Below are 16,302 nucleotides of genomic sequence, written 5' to 3' on the forward strand. Positions count from 1 at the left end.
GCGGAAGTCGACTTGTGGCCGTCACAGATCGAGGCCGCCGCGCGCGCGGTCGATCAGGCTGACAATCTCGTGGTCTCGCTACCGACGAGCGCCGGGAAGACGAGGGTCGCCGAACTCTCGATCCTTCGCTGCCTGGCTGCCGGGCGCCGCGTGATGTTCGTCACGCCACTTCGTGCTCTGTCCGCGCAGACGGAAACGACGCTTCAGCGAACGTTCGGCCCGCTCGGCAAGACCATATCCGCCCTGTACGGTAGCATCGGCGTCTCTGCGTTCGACGAAGATGCGATCCGCGAGCGGGACATTGTCGTCGCAACTCCGGAGAAACTCGACTTCGCCTTAAGGAACGATCCGTCATTGCTCGACGATGTCGGTCTGCTCGTCTTCGACGAGGGCCACATGATCGGTCCGGGCGAGCGCGAAGTTCGCTACGAGGTCCAGATCCAGCGCCTTCTCCGCCGACCAGACGCGGAGCAGCGCCGGATCGTCTGCCTGTCGGCAATCCTGCCCGATGGCCCGCAGCTCGAGGATTTCTCGGCATGGTTGCGGCGTGATCAGCCAGGCGATCCCATCAAGGACGACTGGCGGCCGACACGCCTGCGGTTTGGCGAGGTGGTCTGGTCATCCCCCCGGGCACGCCTCAACCTGAGGGTCGGCGAAGAGCAGCCCTTCGTGCCCGGGTTCCTCACCGGCGTAGCACCGCCGCTCTTCCTACCGCCGAAGAAGCTGCGGACCCGGCTGTTTCCCGACAATCAGCAGGAGCTCAGCCTTGCCACCGCCTGGCGTCTGGTCGACGATGGACAGACCGTCCTGATCTATTGCCCGGAGCGGCGCAGCGTCGAGCCGTTCGCCAAGGTCATCGTCGACCTGCATACGCGAGGCGCGCTTGCGTCACTGCTCACGGTCGATCCGGTGCGGCTGCAGACCGCGATCGCGCTCGGTGAAGAATGGCTGGGCGCGGACAGCGATATCCTCAAATGCCTCCGCCTGGGCGTGGCCCTCCACCACGGTGCGCTTCCGACCGCCTATCGAAAAGAGGTTGAGAGGCTTCTGCGAGACGGCGTTCTGAAGGTGACGATCTCATCACCCACTCTCGCGCAGGGGCTCAACCTCTCGGCGACGGCGGTCGTCATGCATTCGCTCTATCGGCATGGCGAGAAGATCAAGGTCTCCGAGTTCAAGAACGTGATCGGACGCGCCGGCCGGGCCTATGTCGACGTCGAAGGCCTGGTGCTCTTCCCGATCTTCAGCGACACCCAGAACAAGAAGCATGACGAGTGGGTGGGCCTGATCGGGGATCTCGGCGCCCGCGAGATGGAAAGCGGCCTCGTTCAGCTCATCTTTGCGCTCCTGAAGAGGATGCATGCGCGGATCGGCGGCAATCTCGAGCAGCTCGTCGACTATGTGGTCAACAACGCCGCGGCCTGGACCTTCCCCGAAGTGGCGGGCGAGATCCCCGAAAAGCGCGAACGAGCGCTCAAGCAATGGGAGCGCTCCATGGCGACGCTCGATACGGCGATCCTCAGCCTGATCGGCGAAGACGATGTTCCCGATGACCAGATCGAAGCCGCGCTCGACACGGTTCTTCAGTCCTCTCTCTGGAACCGGCGCCTGGAGCGCCTCGATGCCGGGTCGCGCGCCGCTTACCGTGCGACGCTCCTCACCCGGAGCCGCTACATTTGGGCCAATTCGACTGCCGTCTCGCGCCGCGGCTATTTTCTTGCGGGGCTGGGTCTCGAGGCGGGTCACGCGCTCGACGCGGTGGCGCCGGTGGCCAACGACCTTCTGGTGCAGGCGAACGCTGCGCTGCTGGTTGGAGATCACGAGGCTGCGATTACGGCGATCACCGGCATCGCCGAGCGGGTCTTCTCCTTCTATCCGTTCGAGCCGGACCCATTTCCGGACAACTGGCGCGACATCCTTCGTTGCTGGCTGCTCGGGCAGCCACTCGCCTCCACCGTCGCGGGGCAGGAAGGCGATGCGCTGCAGTTCATCGAGGGCGGCCTCGTCTATCGCCTGCCGTGGGCGATGGAGGCGCTTCGTGTGCGTGCGGCCGCCAACGGTGATGTCGTTGGCGTCTTCGGCCTGGCCCTCGCCGATCATGAGCTGGGTCTAGCGGTCCCTGCCGTTGAGACCGGCACCATGAACCGATCGACTTCGATTCTCATCCAGGCGGGCTTCAACTCGCGTTTGGCAGCCATCAAGGCCGTCGTGGACACCGGCGCGACTTTCACGTCGGGTGCGGAATTGCGGACATGGCTGCGCTCGCCTGTCCTCGCGGCCTGGTCGGCTCAGCCGGACTGGCCTTCTCCCGAGACGCGAGCAATGTGGCTCGAGTTCGTCCAGGAAGCCGCGCCTGCGGCGAACCGGACCTGGGCACGACGGGACTATGTGGGGAATGTCGAGTGGTTCGCGGCGCCGGCTCCGCCCGGCTCTCCCGTGAGCTTGCACAACTGGAACGGCCAGCCGTTGGTGCTCTCTGCCGATGGGCGCGGCATCGGCCGCCTCCAGCATCCGCTCAACCATAATCGGCGTGGCCTTCTCCGCGCGACAGTCGCGCCGAACCCTGCGGAGCTCGACCTGAGCTATCTCGGACCCGATGACCTTTGGGCTGTGGCATAGCCGTGCCCATCTACCGAGCCACTGTATCGCATCGGGAAGATCATGATGACAATCTGCAAGACCGCCGAGACGCTTCGCGCCTTCTCTGATACCGAGGGGGGCCGCCAAATGGTGTCTGGGCGGTTCTAGGCCATGCTTGTCGCCCGCGCCCAGCTCGATTTCATTCGGGACCTCGTCGCCCGCTTTCAGCAGGACGACAGCATGATGCGGCCTGTTGCCGACTTCGAGTCGCAATATGTCGCGATCGTTGCGCTCCTGCGGTCGGTTGGACATGTGTTCGCCAATGTCGACTGTCACGATGCCGCTCGGCGCGAATACAGCCGCGAACAATGGCCGATCTGGCGGCGAGATCCGATTTTCAGCGAGTTCATCGAGCCGACGCGCAACGCCCTCCTGAAGGAATTCCAAGGCGGCCTTGAACTGCGCAGCGAGGGCTTCGGAACGATTGCCGTGGTGGTCGATCCGACGATGCCGGGCAACGTGGCTCACGTCGCTGCGTTCAACGCGCGAGAGGTGCGGGATCGTCTTGGCCGGCCGGTATTGCCGAACTTTCATGCCGCGATTGCCTTCTGGGACCGCTGCCTCTCGCAGGCAGAGACAGCTTTCGGCGAAGCGCCCACGTTGCGCAGTTGAGCCGTCGCGAAGGACCGAGCGGCTGCTTTACGGCTATCTCAAAAGGGCTTCGGCCACGTCCATATACCGGCTCGGGTGGACGCCGTCGCGGGAGCGGAAGCGGCCGAGATCCAAGGTCTCGTCACTAAAGCGAGCAGCGACGGCGCTGACGGTGTAGGCTTGGGGGCGGGCGTATGGCAGCAGCCAGATCACACGGTTGAAGCAGAACTGCGCACGTATCTCAGCGAGGCGGGCGGCGAGAGCCGGTCCGGCCATGTCATTGGAGCCCATCGAGAAGATGCAGGTATTGTAGCGTTTTCCCGGTCTTCGCCAGGAAAGGACCTGGGCGGCCGTGGCCCGCTCTGCGGCCTGAACGTCACAATGGCGCTCGTAGCGCGCGTTTATCGCCTGCGCGGTGCCGACGCCCGTGCTGTCCCCAAGGATCAGACACTCGAACATCAAAGCTTCCCTCGGCCTCCGGTCGGCGGCGGGGGTCCATCGCCACGGGCTCGATGTTGGCCCGACCCTCGCGGGTCGGGCCAACGCGTCAGTAGCAGCGCCACACGCGGAGATGCGGTGCTTCCCAGCGCCACCCGCAATGCCGGTACCACCGGCCGTGCCAGCGGTACCAACCATGACGAGGGCCTGGTTCGGCTATCCACACTGGGCCGCGCCATCCTGGCGCCCAGACCTGAGCCGCTGCGGGGGTAAGGGACGTGCCGAGGAGCGCCAGCAGACCGACGATTGCCGACGTCAGCACCTTCATCACGCGCGAGGGCCAGCGACGCGCCTCCGATCGAGAGGGTGGCGTCTGGCTCTCCCGATGGCGGAGCGGGTTGTTGTGGGAGCTATCGGCAGCACCGCGCCGGCGCCCACGGATCAGATCGCGAATAGTCCTCATATCCAAATCCTCTGCATGAGCAATTCGGGCATGAGATGCGCCGGAGAGAGAGCCGGCGCCCTCTAGTCCCAGCCGAACCCGCTATGGCGTTCGGCGTCAGTCGAGCTAGTATTCCTCGGCTCCCCGTCAAGGGTCTAAGGCCAGGCTTTGGCGGCCAGCAACGATTATAGAAACCGGAACGAGGGCAGGCACTTACCCGGATGGCGGTGCGAGTAGGTACGGTCGAAATGGCGCAGCTGACGCAACTCGAATTGGCGAACTGGGCAGCCCTCTATGCTGCTACGGCGCTGTGCTGTGCGATCGCCCTCGCCTTGTCGATTGTCGGCGCTGGAGTGCACGTCTTCCGCGAACGCGCCTGGAACGAAGTACGGAGCCTTCGACAAGCAATCCTCTTCGTGCCCAAGCTCTGGTGGCTGTGGCAACGGCTCTACTTTCGCGCGACGCCGGTTATCATCGCCATTGTGGGCGGGTTCGCGATGACGCTTCGCTGGAGCTGAGAGGCACGGGGCTCAACTCACAGGTCCAGGGCGGCGGCAATCTTTCGCGCTACCCGGCCCAGCACGAGGTCGCCGGAACTGAGGCAGAGCAGCGGAGCGATCTCGCACAGGCGAGAATGCCCGCTGGTGCTCGATCCGTCATGCTCGTCGTCACCGTGGTCGATGGCGTCGATCGCCAGACGCTTGATCTCCCCGGTGATCCGCGAGCGCGCCTCGATCAGGAAGTCCGGTCGCGCAGGGCCGAGCGGCGTCAGAATATCGAACACGGGCTTTTCGATCGCGGCATCGATGCCATGCCGGTGCAGGTTGCGCTGGATCGACAGCAATTCGCGCAGCAGGCTGCGCTCGAACTCGGAGTCGACCGGGATGAACCGCTGCCCCGAGTAGATCGGCTGCGCGTAGGCGCGAAGCGGAGCATAGCCACGCGCCTCGGGATATTGACCAGCGACGACGATCACGAGGAAGGGGCCACGGACCAGGTTGCCCCTCACCGACGGGGACTGCACCCGATTGGCGACGCGCACTGGCCGGTTGTCGGCGGTCTCGATGACATGGCCGGTGATCTGATGCGAGAAGAGCGCGAAGAACGCCTGCGGCGCGTGGCCGGGAGGCCAGTCTCGGGAGAGACGCCTCAGAACCGCATAGGCGCGCCGGCTGTGCAGGGCATCGGCGTGGGTCCAGAAGGCGCGGCTGAGCTCGATGCCGGGCGCGATCTCGATCCTGCTGCTCGCCTTCACCAGAACATCGAACTCCCGCTTGATCGAAGGCTCCTCCGCGCCATCCGACAAGGGAAAAGCTCGGGTCGTCCCTGCAACGTCGAGGAGGCGCCATAGCAACCGGGCGAGCCGAGGCACCGAGGCGTGGCGCGTACGATCGTCGCTGGCGTCGCTCTCGGGCTGTTGCGCGAGCTTGCTGGGGGCAGGCCGCAGGACCTCGAAGAAGCCCTCGGGAGGCGCCGCCGGCGTTTCGCGCGATCGTACCTCCGAGATGCGATGGGTGACCTGATCCCGGAAGAAGGGGCAGTCGGCGCGGTGGTCGGGTCGCTTCGCGCTGGTCAGCCGGCGGAGATAATAGGTCTCCGCCTCCGACAGGAAGGCGGGCGTGAGTATCGGCGGCGGATCGTCCGCGGCCAGGCAATCACAGGCGATCCACTTGGCGCCGATGCGGGCGTTCTGGACGAGCGTGATTCCTGCCTCTTCATCGCCAGGCGATCCCTGGCCGATGTACCAACGCACCAGCGCCTCGCGGAGCGGAGCGGGCAGCGCGATCCGAGGGCCGCGGCCATCCGTATCTCGGTCAATCAGCCACATGATCCAGTTTCGGGCGATCCAATGCAGCCATAGTTTGCCCGCTCCAGGGAATTGACAACTGCAAATCGCCTGATCTCAACTTCCTGAACCAGGGGTCAGGGAGGTTTGATATGCGTGCGTTGTTGCTCGCGAGCACACTTGTCATCGTTGATAGCGGGGCCGCGCTCGCGGCGACCCAACGCGCCGCTTCGCCGGTGCGCAGCGTCCAGCTGATCAGCATGACGGGGCGGTCGGACGTCGCCGCCGACGGTAAGGATGGGACGGCCGGGCCCAGCATGGAGGGTCCGGCCGAGGCCGTCGTAGCGGATGTGGAGGGCTTCCGGGTCCACGATCTGAGCCGTCGCTGGGTCGAGTATCAGATGGGTGAAAGACTCGCGGCAGAGGCCGGCGCAACGACGGCGGTCGCGGAGGAGGACCCCTTTGCCCCGGTCGGTGTTGCCCAGCTCGGCGCCCCGGCCAGTCAGACGGCGGCACTTGCTCCATTTTCCGCGATCGCCGTGCCGGCATGGATGCGCGGCGGCCCGGTATTCGCTGCGGCTGCCACGACCTTCGTCCCCGGGTGCTCGCCGACAGGATACCGGCGAAGCGGCTTCCTGCCCGCCGATGCCGAAGTCCGCCGCCAGACATATTTCTCGATGATGAGCAACGTCGCCTGCGAATACGGGATTCCGGTCGGGCTGTTCGATGCGATGATCATTCGGGAGAGCCGCTACAATGCCTCCGCGGTGTCCCCGAAAAGCGCATTTGGCCTCACGCAGCTGATGCCTGGGACGGCCGCGGGTCTTGGGGTGAACCGCTACGACGTGGAGCAGAATCTTCGTGGCGGAGCGCGGTATCTGCGTCAGCAGCTCGACCGGTTCGGTGCCTATCACCTGGCGTTGGCGGCCTACAATGCGGGGCCCGGGCGCGTCAGGAACGGGAGTGTGCCGCGGATCGTCGAGACCCAGGATTACGTCTCGAACGTCCTGCTCAACTGGTCTCGGCTCAGCGGCGTTTCGAGAGTTGCGACTATCCAGACGAGTGCATCGCCGGCACCGCGCCGTGAGCCTTTCGTTCGCGCCGCCACGGTGTCGAGCTTCTGAGAAGTCGTGCCGATCGCACGGGGTGCCCCGCGCTAGAGGAGTGGGTCGCGTCCCGATCCGAATTGCGAGCGACGCTGGAGGACTGCCGTGATCTCGGTGACCATCCGCTTGATGACCGCCGACTGGAAGTAGGTGCCCCACTCGCTGCGGATCTCGCTGCCGTCCATGCCCTCGAGCTCCTGAAGAGCCTCGACGAGCCGGTGGGGCAGACCTTTGAACAAGGTGCTCAGCATCGCCACGAGTGCGGTGAAGCGATCGTCCTGCACGAGCTCCATCTCGCGGGTCATCTCGACGCTGATGACTGCCTGCATGAGGTCGATGTTAAGGGCCCTGAGGATCGCCTGAAATTCCGGCAAGCTCATCGAGGCGCGCTTCTCCGGGTCCCGGTGAAGGATCGTGCCGAGCCTGCTCTTCTTGATACCTGAGCGCAGCGCCATGGTCCGGATGCCGATGTCGTTGGCCTCCATCGCGCGCATGATCATCGGCACATAGTCGGCCGCTGCTTCAGTTTCTGCCTCGAGGGGCAGCTCCTGCTCCATTCGATTCGTAAGCGATGACACTTTTCGCCCCCGCAGTCCTTTTTGCGGACAGAGCGACACAATCAAACCTTATCGGTCTTGGCAAGCCCTTCGAGAAAAGCCCGAGCACCCCTCACATCCGAATTTATCTAATGCGCACAACCTTTTCGCCCTCGTCACGACCACGCCCGCGCGCGGTTTTTGGCGGCTTATGCTCGTCGATTCCGATCTTGCTCAACAGCTTGGCGGTGCCCTGCTCAACCACATAATCGAACAGCAGCATGGAGATAGCGTCGCCGACCGTCAGGGCCGATCCGAGATGCTTTTCGAGTCGCCGCTTGGCCTCCGTCAGGCTTTCCGCGCTGGTCTTCGTGATGCTTAGATAGATGCGGATCGGGCCCTTGGTCGGCACCTTCTCGAGGTGCTTGCGCAGCGTTTCCACATCGTGCTGCTCGATCGCGCCTGCGGCGCCGGCGGTGGCCCGCGCGTTCACGAGGTTCCCGAGCGACTGGTAGCGCCGTGTCTGATTGGAGTGAATCCGCAGGCTCTCGGTGGTCAGCCGAAACAGATACTCGGATACGTCGAGGGTGTACCCCCGCATTGCCTGCCCGCCCATTCCCGCATGTCCCTGCTTGCCTGGCTTCGGCTGAAGTCGCCAAGGTGAAGTGACATCCCCCTATACGACTCGTCCGGGGCGAGCCAAGTGTACCCGCACAGGGACTTGCCCGCAAAGCCGGACCTGGGTCCGCAACCGCGGACAGCGCGCCTAAAAGCCGGGACAAGGTGTCCGCGAATCGAGATGAAGAATCGTTCTTCGCGGACGATGTTTGGCTCTGCCGAAGGTTCTTTAGGCACGGCCGCTAGATAAATCCGCCGAGAGCCCTGCGGTTCCAACAAAAGCCGGTTGTAGCGAAAGTCGTCGGGGACCCACCCTTCATTTGGGCGCGGAGGTGCCGCGTCTCCATCGAAGGGAAACTCTTATGCAGTCTCTGCTGAATCGGAGCGGGCGCATGGAGATGGCGATCCTCGCCCTCGCTGTGATGCTGTTCGCGCTCCTGTGGTTCGCCGGGCCGGCCTTTGCCGGTGCGGATACCACGTTCGACACGGCCCTTACGAAGTTCACCGACTTCCTCGAGGGGTCGGGCGGCAAGGTCATTACCGTGCTGTCGCTCGCCGGCGGCATCGTGGCGCTCGCCTCGGGCCGCTTCTCCATGGGTCAGATCGCCATTCCGGTCGGCGTCGGTGTCGGCGCCGGCACGGGCATTCCGATCGTCACCTCGACGGTGACGGCGACGATCTGACGCAACGAGCCTGGCGCGTCGGGGTGGCAGCCTCGGCGCCGCACAGGGGGAGGGTGGTGCAATGGCCGCAGACAAGTACGCGATCCCATCTCATCTGGACGATCCAGAACTGATCGGGCTGTGGACGCTGGATGAGTTCCTGGCGATGGTTACGCCATTCGTCTGGGGGATCATGACCCAGCACATCGTCATCGGAACGGCGTTGGCATTCGCCGGCTGGTGGGGATTGAAAAAGGCAAAAGCGGGCCGTGCCGCGTCTTGGCTGCTCCATCTGGCCTATTGGCATCTTCCGGCCGGCTTCACTGGCCTGAGGGCCACGCCACCCTCTTATCTCCGACTGATGGCGGGCTGAGATGGACCTCGCATTCAGCCACGCAAGCAACCAGCGGGTTCTTCGCCAGCGCAACTTCCTGGTCGTGGTCGCCGGCGCGCTCGCGGCGATAACAGCGCTGCTGCTCGCCTTCGGCATCTCGCGAGACCGCGAGATCGTCCTCCAGCCCGTACTGCGCTCGCCGGTCACAGTCAGCAGTGCCGGCGTCTCCCGCGAATATCTCGAGATGATCACGCGCGACGTGGTGGTGCTCACGCTCGACCGCAGTCCGCAAAACCTCGAATATTGGATGAACGCGGTGCTCGAGATCACATCGCCGCGCGTTCAGGGCAAGATCAAGGCCGACCTCCTCAAGATCGTCAACGAGCAGCGCGGCTCCTCGATCTCTCAGTTCTTCACGATCGAGTCGATGGACATCGATCCCAAGAACCTGCGGTCTGAGGTGACCGGCGAGCTCCACACCATCGTCGGCAACAAGGTGATCTCCAGGGAGCGCCGCACCTTCCGCTACGACTGGGAGTATGAGGGCTTGTCGCTCCGCCTGGTCGGCTTCGGGATGGTCCGCACCGGCAAGGAGCAAGACAAATGATGGCTTTCTATGCCGTCGGCAGCGCGGCTGCAGGCACCATCCTCATGTCCCGCATCTACTGCATCCTGAGCAGGGTGGCGGGCGCATGCCTGATCACGCTGGCGGTCTTCCTGTTCGCGCAGCCGGCATGGGCAGACCAGACGGTCGTGGCCGCCGACAGCGCCCAGGTCGACTGCCAGGCGTCGGCCAAGGACCTGACCCGGATCAGCCTGGTCGATGACGAGTTCGCGAGCGTGTCGAAGATCTCGACCGGCAACCCGCAGGACGATTTCTCGGTCGTCAACGAGCCGGTCCGGGGCGACATCTACCTGAGCGTGCCCGAAGGTTTCGGCCGCCCGGCGCTTTCCTTCTTCGGCACGAGCAAGCGCGGCTACGTCTACAAGTTCGTCTGCCGGATCGCCGGCGACCAGGCGGCGCAGGTGTTTGTGTCCAATCCGGCGATCGCCCGGGAAAAGGCAGCCGAGGGCTCGCCCCAGCAGGTCGCCGCGGGGCCGCAGGATGCCGCGGTCGAGCTCGTCCAGGCCATGTACGCCAACAGCGTCGCCGACGGCTATGAGATGCGGCAGCGCGCGCTGAAGCCGGTCTATGTCGGCAAGCTCAAGGTCCAGATGATCGCTGAATATCGCGGGCAGGACCTGACCGGCAAGGTGCTGCGCATCGAGAACACGGGCGATGCGCCGACCGAGCTGACCGAGCGCACGGTCGCTCCGGCAAGCGCGCTCGCCGTCTCCATCGCCGAGCCCAAGCTCGACCCGGGGAAGGTCACGACGGCCTACCTCGTCTCCCAGACTGTGAGGTAAGCCATGGCCTTCTCGGACATTTTCAATCGTAAGCGGAGGCCCCTCGACGAGGCGGAGGGCGAGGGGGTCTCGCCTGTCGGAGGCGAACTGGCGGGCAACGAAGCGGTGCGCCGCAAGCAGCGAATGCTGCTCGCCGGGGTCGCCGGCGTCGGGCTGGTTCTGTCCTCCATGTGGATCTTCAGCGGCGACGAAGGAGAGAAGGCCGCCGACGCCGATGGCGCCGAGAAGGTCGAGGTCTCGACCAAGGATCTGGTGAACCGCAACCTCTCGCAGCAGGAGTGGATGGCGCTCTCGGAAAACCGGTTCGAGTCCACCGAGAACCAGCTGAAGTCGGTGAACGGCCAGCAGGCGAGAATGGACAATCTCGCCGCTCAGATCGAAGCGCTGAAGGGGCAGAACTCGTCGATGCAGGCCGATGGCCAGCGAGTGCTGTCCGCTTACCAGGCGGAGAATGAGCAGCTCCGCAAGCAGCTGAACGAGCGGCCTTCGGCGCCGCCCCCGGCGCCTGGCCCGGCGGCACTGTACGGGCGAGGCGGCCCGCAAGCCTATCAGCGGCCGGACGCGCCGGGCGAAGCCGGCGCAGCGCCTCCGCTCAGCCGCGCCGCCGAGGTCAAAATGGTCAGCTTCTCGTCTTCCGACACGGGGACCGCGTCCAAGGTGGCGAAGGGCAGTACGGTCTATACCGACAGCCCGAACTATCTGCCGCCCAACAGCTTCGCCTCCGCCAAGGTCATCGTGGGCGTGGACGCGAGCGCTGGCGTGAACAGCCAGACCGACCCGCTGCCTGTCGTTCTGCGCGTTACCGGGCCGGCGCGCTCGGTGCTGCAAAACGGCAAGCTCCTCACGACCAAGATCCAGGGCTGCCTCATCAACGGCGCGGCGCGCGGCGACCTTTCCAGCGAGAAGGTCTACGTCAAGCTGCAGAAGATGACCTGCCCGCAGCCCGGCGGCCGCTACGCCGTCTCGGAGGTCAAGGGCTTCATCGCGTTCGGCGGCAAGACCGGCGTGCGCGGGCGGGTGGTCAGCCGCGAGGGTTCGCTTGCCATGCAGGCATTCCTCGCAGGCCTCGTCGGCGGTGCCGGCAACGCGCTGAACACGGCCTTTCAGCAGCCGCTGGCGACGATCAGCACCGATGGCGAGGGCGGCATCAACCGCACCCCCAGCCTCGGCAATGTCGGCCTGCGGGCGCTCGGCGGCGGTGCAGCGGAGTCGGGCAGGGACGTCTCGAAATATCTGATCGAGCGCGCCGAACAGTACCAGCCGGTCATCGAGATGCCGACCGGCGTCGATGTCGAAATCGTCTTCCTGGAGGGTGTTTATGTCCGCAATTGATCGCTTGCGCCGGAGCGCGTTCGCGCGCCCCTGGAAGCTGCTCACCGGCGTCGCGGCGCTTGGCGTTGCCAGCGTTGCCCTCGCGGCCCAGGTCGCGGGTCCGAGCAGCGTCGAGGTCACGAACCTGCTCAAGACGCGCCTGCCGAAGACGCCCCTGACCCAGGTCAATTGCGAGAAGGTGCGTGGCCTCTGCGAGGTGACGGCTGGGTCGAACCTCTTCTACGTCGACGCCGGCGCCCGCTACCTCATCATCGGCCGGGTCTATGACATGGAGACGCGCCAGGATCTCACCGCCGCCCGGCTGCTCGAGATCAACCCCGACATGCTCGTCGGCGGTGCGGCCAAGGCCAATGCTGCGGCTGCGGAAGGCGAGGGCCAGGGAATGGAAGCGGCTCCGGCGCAGGCCAGGGTCGAGAAGACCGCGCTCCCCGCGCGGCCGACCAGGCTGGCGCTGGAAGGACTTCCGAAGGACGGCGCGATCGTCTGGGGCAATCCGGCGGGGCAGACAGTCACGGTCTTCACCGACTTCCGGTGTGGCTATTGCCGCGCGCTGACGAACGTGCTGCGCAGCATGGATGTTCGGGTCGTCGAGCGGCCGATCTCCGTTCTCGGCAGCCGCGATATCGCCGACCGCGTCTATTGCGCCAAGAATCGCGAGGAGGCGCTGCATGCCGCCTATGCCGGCGAGCCGCTCAAGAGCGGCCCGTCGTGCGATACGTCGGGCCTCGATGCGAACGAGGCTTTCGCTCACAAGCACGGCCTGAGCGGGACGCCTGTGATCGTGCGCAGCGATGGGGCGATGCTCGAGGGCTATCGGCCCAGGGAGTTCCTGCAAAGCTGGCTCAAGGACGGACGCTCGTGAGCGCGCCGCGCCTCAGCCGTCGGGCCGCTGTCGCCGCGCTTGGCTTCGGCACGCTGATGAGCCTGAACGGCTGCACGACCTTCGGCGGCAACGTGAAGGGCAGCTTCACCTGCCAGGCGCCGGACGGCATCTGCGCGCCGTCCTCCACGATCGACGATCGCGCGCTGGCGATGATCTCCGGTGACGCCGGCGATGTCATGATCCCGGCAGGGCCCTATCCGACACCGGCACAACAGCCCCGCGCCCTGCGCACCGCTGTGGCAGCGCCGCCCTCAGACGCACATGGGCAGGTCGCGCCGCGAACCCGCGAGAAGGTGCTCCGCATTGTGTTTCAGCCCTATGTCGATGACCGGGGCCGGCTGCATGAATCGAGCGCCGTCCACGCGGTCGTCCAATCCGAGTGGCAGGCGCAGGCGCTTGCGGGTGCGACCCCCATCCCCGACAGCAGGTCGGCTGATGCACCTGTTCAGCTGAGCCTTGTCGATGCGGTCGAGCGCGAGGCTCCCGGTGTGGTGGACGTTGCCGCGTTCGACCCGAACATGCCGGACCCGAATGTGGTGGCGGCTGCCCGGGCCAGAAAGCCGGACCCGGTGGAAGCAATCAAGGCGGATGTCGCGAGCCGTCTGGCCACCAAGGTCAAGGCGGCGGGCGGCGCGCCGACGGTTGGCGCGGCCGCCCCGGCATCCTCTGCGTCGGGGTCGCAGCGGCCGACTGCTTCGGTCATGGCCACCAAGCGCGCAGCTGGCGGCGGCGAGACCGCCGCGGCGGGTGTGCCAGCCAGCCGGCGAAGCGAGGCGCCGGCTCAAGCCAAACAGCGATCGGAGGGTGCTCCCCCCACGAGCACTGCGTCCGGCCAGGAGGCAGCTGCGCGCGTGAAGGCGAGCCAGGAGTACCAGGAAGCGCGCGAGCGGGTCGAGGACAGCGCGCGCGGCGGCGCCGGAGCGACGCCCGGGGCGGGGCTCACGACCCTGACGAGCCCCACCGTCCGCGCTGCGAGCTTCCCCGCCGCGGTTCCGGAGGACAACTGACATGAGCGTAAAGCCCCGTTTCTACGACAACCTGCTCTCCGGTCTGTTCGGCGATAGCAAGCGACCAGAGGCCGAGCGTCCGGACTTGGCCGTGCCGATGCTCGCGCATTGGCTGCCCTATCGCAGCTACGACCCGAAGACGGGCATCTTCTACAACTCCGCCTCGCGCGGATTCGTGATCGAGGTCTCGCCGCTCGTCGGGGCGGATGAGCGTACCGGCGAGATCCTGACACAATTCTTGTCCGAGGGCATCCCGGTGCCCGGATGCCTGCAGTTCCACGACTGGATGAGCCCGCGGATCAGCGAGCGGCTCTCCAAATGGTATCTGCCCCGCTACTCGGCGAGCGGCGTCTACGAGCGGATGGCCAAGCATCGGGTCGACTTCCTCACGGACGGCGTGTGGAACTCGCTTTCGGCCGATGCGCCATTCTGTCTTCGCAACCACCGCGTCGCCATTTCCTATTCGACGCCGGAAAGCTCGCGTGTCTCGGCCGAGGAAATCGTCGCCGTGATGGACGGCCTCATCTCGGTGCTCGGCTCGATCGGGGTCTCCGCGCGCAAGATGGATCCGGTCGCGCTGATCGGGTGGATCGACGACATCACCTCGCCGACCACGGCCGCGGGCGACGACGTCATCAGCTACAATCCGCTCGACCCCATCGCTGACCAGGCGGTGCGCCGCGACATCGAGATGAAGGTCGACCCGGACCGCATCCTGCTGCGGACCGAACGGTTCCGTCCGACCGGCAAGGAGGTCAACGGCGCACCCGAGATCGGCGAGATCTATCCCGACGTATTCGACGTGCGCTCGTTCTCGGTCCGCAATCTTCCTCAGCGCTGGGCGCCCTGGGACTGCGCGCGGCTGATTGGCGACATGTTCGCCGACAAGCTGCGAATGCCGTGCCCGGTCTCCACGAACTTGTGCCTCGACTTTCCCGATCCCCAAGCCTCGAGCAACAAGGCCGGCTTCAAGTTCATGCGCACCACGAGCCTCGCCGACTCCAAGTCCGCGCGCTTCCTTCCCCAACTCCGCGACCAGTCCCAGGAGTGGAAGTTCGTCAATGACGAGATCCGCCAGGGGCGCAAGCTCGTGCGCCTGTTCTACAGCGTCACGTCATTCTCTCCCAAGGGGAAGGGAGACGCCAACGAGCGCGTCCTCAAGTCGGTCTACCGGGCCGCAGGCTGGGACCTGCTCGACGACCGCTACCTCCAGGTGATGGGCCTCTTGTGCGCGATGCCCATGACGATGGCGAACGGGCTGTCCCGCGACCTCGAGCGCATGAAGCGCATGCGGACCATGCTCAGCACGACCGCGGCGAACCTGGCTCCCATACAAGGCGAGTATCTCGGTGGTCACACGCCGCACCTGCTCCTGATCGGCCGACGGGGGCAGCCCTTCTTCTGGAGCCCGTTCGAGAACGCCGCAGGCAACCACAACGTGGCGGTGTTCGGCAAGTCGGGATCGGGCAAGTCGGTCGCCCTGCAGGAGCTGTGCGCCTCGTTGTGCGGCGCGGGATCCAAGGTTGTCGTGATCGACGACGGCCGCTCCTTCGAGCACTCGGCCAAGCTGCAGGGCGGTGCCTTCGTCGAGTTCACGATGTCGAGCGGCTTCTGCCTGAACCCGTTCTCGATGATCGACGCCGCCCAGGCGGCCGAGGACGAGGACTATCTCCTCGACTGCATGGCGATGCTCAAGGCCATCGTGAACCAGATGTCCCGCCACATCGACCGGCTGACCGACACCGAGCGCGGCCTGATCGACGGCGCGGTCAACCGCGTCTGGGAGGCCAAAGGCAGGAACGGCTCGATCGACGACGTGATCGCCGCGCTCAACGAGACTGGCAACGAGCTCGCCTCGCATCTCGCCATCGCGATGATGCCGTTCTCGAGCGCCGGCACCTACGGCAAGTTCTTCCAGGGTGAGGTCTCGTTCGAGCTGCAGGCACAGCTCACGGTGTTCGAGCTGTCCGACCTGTCCTCGCGCGAGGAACTCCGCAGCGTCGTCCTGACCGCGATCATGTTCATGTCGCAGCAGATGATGCGGAAGGTCGACCGCTCGATTCCCAAGGCGCTGCTCCTGGACGAGGCCTGGCAGATGCTTCGCGGTGGGGCGATGGCCGATTTCATCGAAACCTACGCCCGCACGTGCCGCAAGTATGGCGCCTCCTTGGTGACGGCCACGCAGTCGCTCAACGACTACTACAAGTCGGCCGGGTCCATCGCGGCCCTCGAGAACAGCGACTGGTTCGTGATCCTCCAGCAGAAGCCGGAAACGATCGCCGACTTCAAGAAGCACGATCGCTTCGAGATGGACGACTATACCGACGCACTGCTCCGCTCACTCAAGCGCAACGGCTTCGAATATTCCGACATCATGATCAAGGGGCCGGAGACGCTGGCGGTCGGCCGGCTGGTCCTCGATCCTTTCTCTGCCGCGCTGTTCTCGTCGAGTCCGCGCACCTTTGCTGCCATCGAGGCGATGGTTGCCGGCGGGCTCAGCATGGATGAGGCGATCGAGCG

The 16,302-nt window shown here is 65.5% G+C and carries 16 protein-coding genes; 12 read left to right on the forward strand and 4 right to left on the reverse strand.

The window, feature by feature from the left end:
* Both BGN95_RS01150 and BGN95_RS01155 read left to right on the forward strand, forming a co-directional pair.
* Window positions 1-2,619: DEAD/DEAH box helicase (locus BGN95_RS01150; protein ID WP_286771372.1), on the forward strand; the 2,619-nt coding region annotated here is incomplete at its 5' end.
* Between the two features lie 132 nt (window positions 2,620-2,751).
* A complete protein-coding gene (locus BGN95_RS01155) occupies window positions 2,752-3,252 on the forward strand; it encodes a hypothetical protein (protein WP_066519553.1) in 501 nt (166 codons plus the stop codon).
* A gap of 33 nt (window positions 3,253-3,285) precedes the next feature.
* On the opposite strand, the gene BGN95_RS01160 is transcribed toward BGN95_RS01155, so the two are convergent.
* The gene (locus BGN95_RS01160) at window positions 3,286-3,690 is read right to left on the reverse strand and encodes an SGNH/GDSL hydrolase family protein (protein ID WP_066519595.1); all 405 of its coding nucleotides are present in this window, start codon (window positions 3,688-3,690) and stop codon (window positions 3,286-3,288) included.
* A gap of 669 nt (window positions 3,691-4,359) precedes the next feature.
* Between BGN95_RS01160 and BGN95_RS01165 the strand changes: the two genes are divergently transcribed.
* Window positions 4,360-4,629, forward strand: a complete 270-nt coding sequence (locus tag BGN95_RS01165) for a hypothetical protein (RefSeq protein WP_066519589.1) — start codon at window positions 4,360-4,362, stop codon at window positions 4,627-4,629.
* A 17-nt stretch (window positions 4,630-4,646) separates the two neighbouring features.
* On the opposite strand, the gene BGN95_RS01170 is transcribed toward BGN95_RS01165, so the two are convergent.
* A complete protein-coding gene (locus tag BGN95_RS01170; RefSeq protein WP_066519551.1) occupies window positions 4,647-5,939 on the reverse strand; it encodes a DUF8535 domain-containing protein in 1,293 nt (430 codons plus the stop codon).
* A gap of 110 nt (window positions 5,940-6,049) precedes the next feature.
* On the opposite strand from BGN95_RS01170, the gene BGN95_RS01175 reads away from it, so the two are divergent.
* On the forward strand, window positions 6,050-7,021 hold the full coding sequence (locus BGN95_RS01175; protein WP_066519545.1) for a lytic transglycosylase domain-containing protein: 972 nt from the start codon (window positions 6,050-6,052) through the stop codon (window positions 7,019-7,021).
* 32 nt (window positions 7,022-7,053) lie between these two features.
* Here the strand turns inward: BGN95_RS01175 and BGN95_RS01180 are convergent, their stop codons facing one another.
* On the reverse strand, window positions 7,054-7,560 hold the full coding sequence (locus BGN95_RS01180) for a hypothetical protein (RefSeq protein ID WP_066519542.1): 507 nt from the start codon (window positions 7,558-7,560) through the stop codon (window positions 7,054-7,056).
* Between the two features lie 124 nt (window positions 7,561-7,684).
* Window positions 7,685-8,155: a hypothetical protein gene (locus BGN95_RS01185; protein ID WP_066519536.1), complete on the reverse strand. Its 471-nt coding sequence runs from the start codon at window positions 8,153-8,155 to the stop codon at window positions 7,685-7,687.
* Between the two features lie 364 nt (window positions 8,156-8,519).
* On the opposite strand from BGN95_RS01185, the gene BGN95_RS01190 reads away from it, so the two are divergent.
* The 8 genes from BGN95_RS01190 to traC form a co-directional block, all read left to right on the forward strand.
* Window positions 8,520-8,840, forward strand: a complete 321-nt coding sequence (locus BGN95_RS01190) for a TrbC/VirB2 family protein (RefSeq protein ID WP_030541416.1) — start codon at window positions 8,520-8,522, stop codon at window positions 8,838-8,840.
* Window positions 8,841-8,901: 61 nt separating this feature from the next.
* The gene (traL, locus tag BGN95_RS01195) at window positions 8,902-9,192 is read left to right on the forward strand and encodes a type IV conjugative transfer system protein TraL (RefSeq protein WP_007406717.1); all 291 of its coding nucleotides are present in this window, start codon (window positions 8,902-8,904) and stop codon (window positions 9,190-9,192) included.
* A 1-nt stretch (window position 9,193) separates the two neighbouring features.
* Window positions 9,194-9,760 (forward strand): type IV conjugative transfer system protein TraE, encoded by a 567-nt coding sequence (locus tag BGN95_RS01200; protein WP_042469291.1) that lies wholly within the window; start codon window positions 9,194-9,196, stop codon window positions 9,758-9,760.
* Window positions 9,757-10,560, forward strand: coding sequence for a type-F conjugative transfer system secretin TraK (locus tag BGN95_RS01205; RefSeq protein ID WP_066519535.1), 804 nt, complete (start codon window positions 9,757-9,759; stop codon window positions 10,558-10,560). The genes BGN95_RS01200 and BGN95_RS01205 overlap by 4 nt, the downstream gene beginning before the upstream one ends.
* A 3-nt stretch (window positions 10,561-10,563) precedes the next feature.
* Window positions 10,564-11,892: a TrbI/VirB10 family protein gene (locus BGN95_RS01210; protein WP_066519534.1), complete on the forward strand. Its 1,329-nt coding sequence runs from the start codon at window positions 10,564-10,566 to the stop codon at window positions 11,890-11,892.
* Entirely contained in the window at window positions 11,879-12,754 is an 876-nt protein-coding gene (locus BGN95_RS01215; protein ID WP_066519532.1) for a DsbC family protein, read from the forward strand. Before BGN95_RS01210 ends, BGN95_RS01215 begins: the two co-directional genes overlap by 14 nt.
* Entirely contained in the window at window positions 12,751-13,782 is a 1,032-nt protein-coding gene (locus BGN95_RS01220) for a TraV family lipoprotein (RefSeq protein ID WP_286771373.1), read from the forward strand. The genes BGN95_RS01215 and BGN95_RS01220 overlap by 4 nt, the downstream gene beginning before the upstream one ends.
* 1 nt (window position 13,783) lies before the next feature.
* Window positions 13,784-16,302: type IV secretion system protein TraC (traC, locus tag BGN95_RS01225; RefSeq protein WP_286771374.1), on the forward strand; the 2,519-nt coding region annotated here is incomplete at its 3' end.

It is taken from the genome of Sphingomonas sp. 66-10 (assembly GCF_001897045.1).
GTDB lineage: Bacteria > Pseudomonadota > Alphaproteobacteria > Sphingomonadales > Sphingomonadaceae > Sphingomonas > Sphingomonas lycopersici.

Coding starts and splice junctions, on each gene's coding strand:
- BGN95_RS01165 (WP_066519589.1), top strand. CDS start 4,360: ATGGCGCAGCTGACGCAACTCGAATTGGCGAACTGGGCAGCCCTCTAT.
- BGN95_RS01190 (WP_030541416.1), top strand. CDS start 8,520: ATGCAGTCTCTGCTGAATCGGAGCGGGCGCATGGAGATGGCGATCCTC.
- BGN95_RS01180 (WP_066519542.1), bottom strand. CDS start 7,560: ATGGAGCAGGAGCTGCCCCTCGAGGCAGAAACTGAAGCAGCGGCCGAC.
- BGN95_RS01205 (WP_066519535.1), top strand. CDS start 9,757: ATGATGGCTTTCTATGCCGTCGGCAGCGCGGCTGCAGGCACCATCCTC.
- BGN95_RS01215 (WP_066519532.1), top strand. CDS start 11,879: ATGTCCGCAATTGATCGCTTGCGCCGGAGCGCGTTCGCGCGCCCCTGG.
- BGN95_RS01200 (WP_042469291.1), top strand. CDS start 9,194: ATGGACCTCGCATTCAGCCACGCAAGCAACCAGCGGGTTCTTCGCCAG.
- traL (WP_007406717.1), top strand. CDS start 8,902: ATGGCCGCAGACAAGTACGCGATCCCATCTCATCTGGACGATCCAGAA.
- BGN95_RS01175 (WP_066519545.1), top strand. CDS start 6,050: ATGCGTGCGTTGTTGCTCGCGAGCACACTTGTCATCGTTGATAGCGGG.
- BGN95_RS01170 (WP_066519551.1), bottom strand. CDS start 5,939: ATGTGGCTGATTGACCGAGATACGGATGGCCGCGGCCCTCGGATCGCG.
- BGN95_RS01160 (WP_066519595.1), bottom strand. CDS start 3,690: ATGTTCGAGTGTCTGATCCTTGGGGACAGCACGGGCGTCGGCACCGCG.
- BGN95_RS01155 (WP_066519553.1), top strand. CDS start 2,752: ATGCTTGTCGCCCGCGCCCAGCTCGATTTCATTCGGGACCTCGTCGCC.
- BGN95_RS01185 (WP_066519536.1), bottom strand. CDS start 8,155: ATGGGCGGGCAGGCAATGCGGGGGTACACCCTCGACGTATCCGAGTAT.
- BGN95_RS01210 (WP_066519534.1), top strand. CDS start 10,564: ATGGCCTTCTCGGACATTTTCAATCGTAAGCGGAGGCCCCTCGACGAG.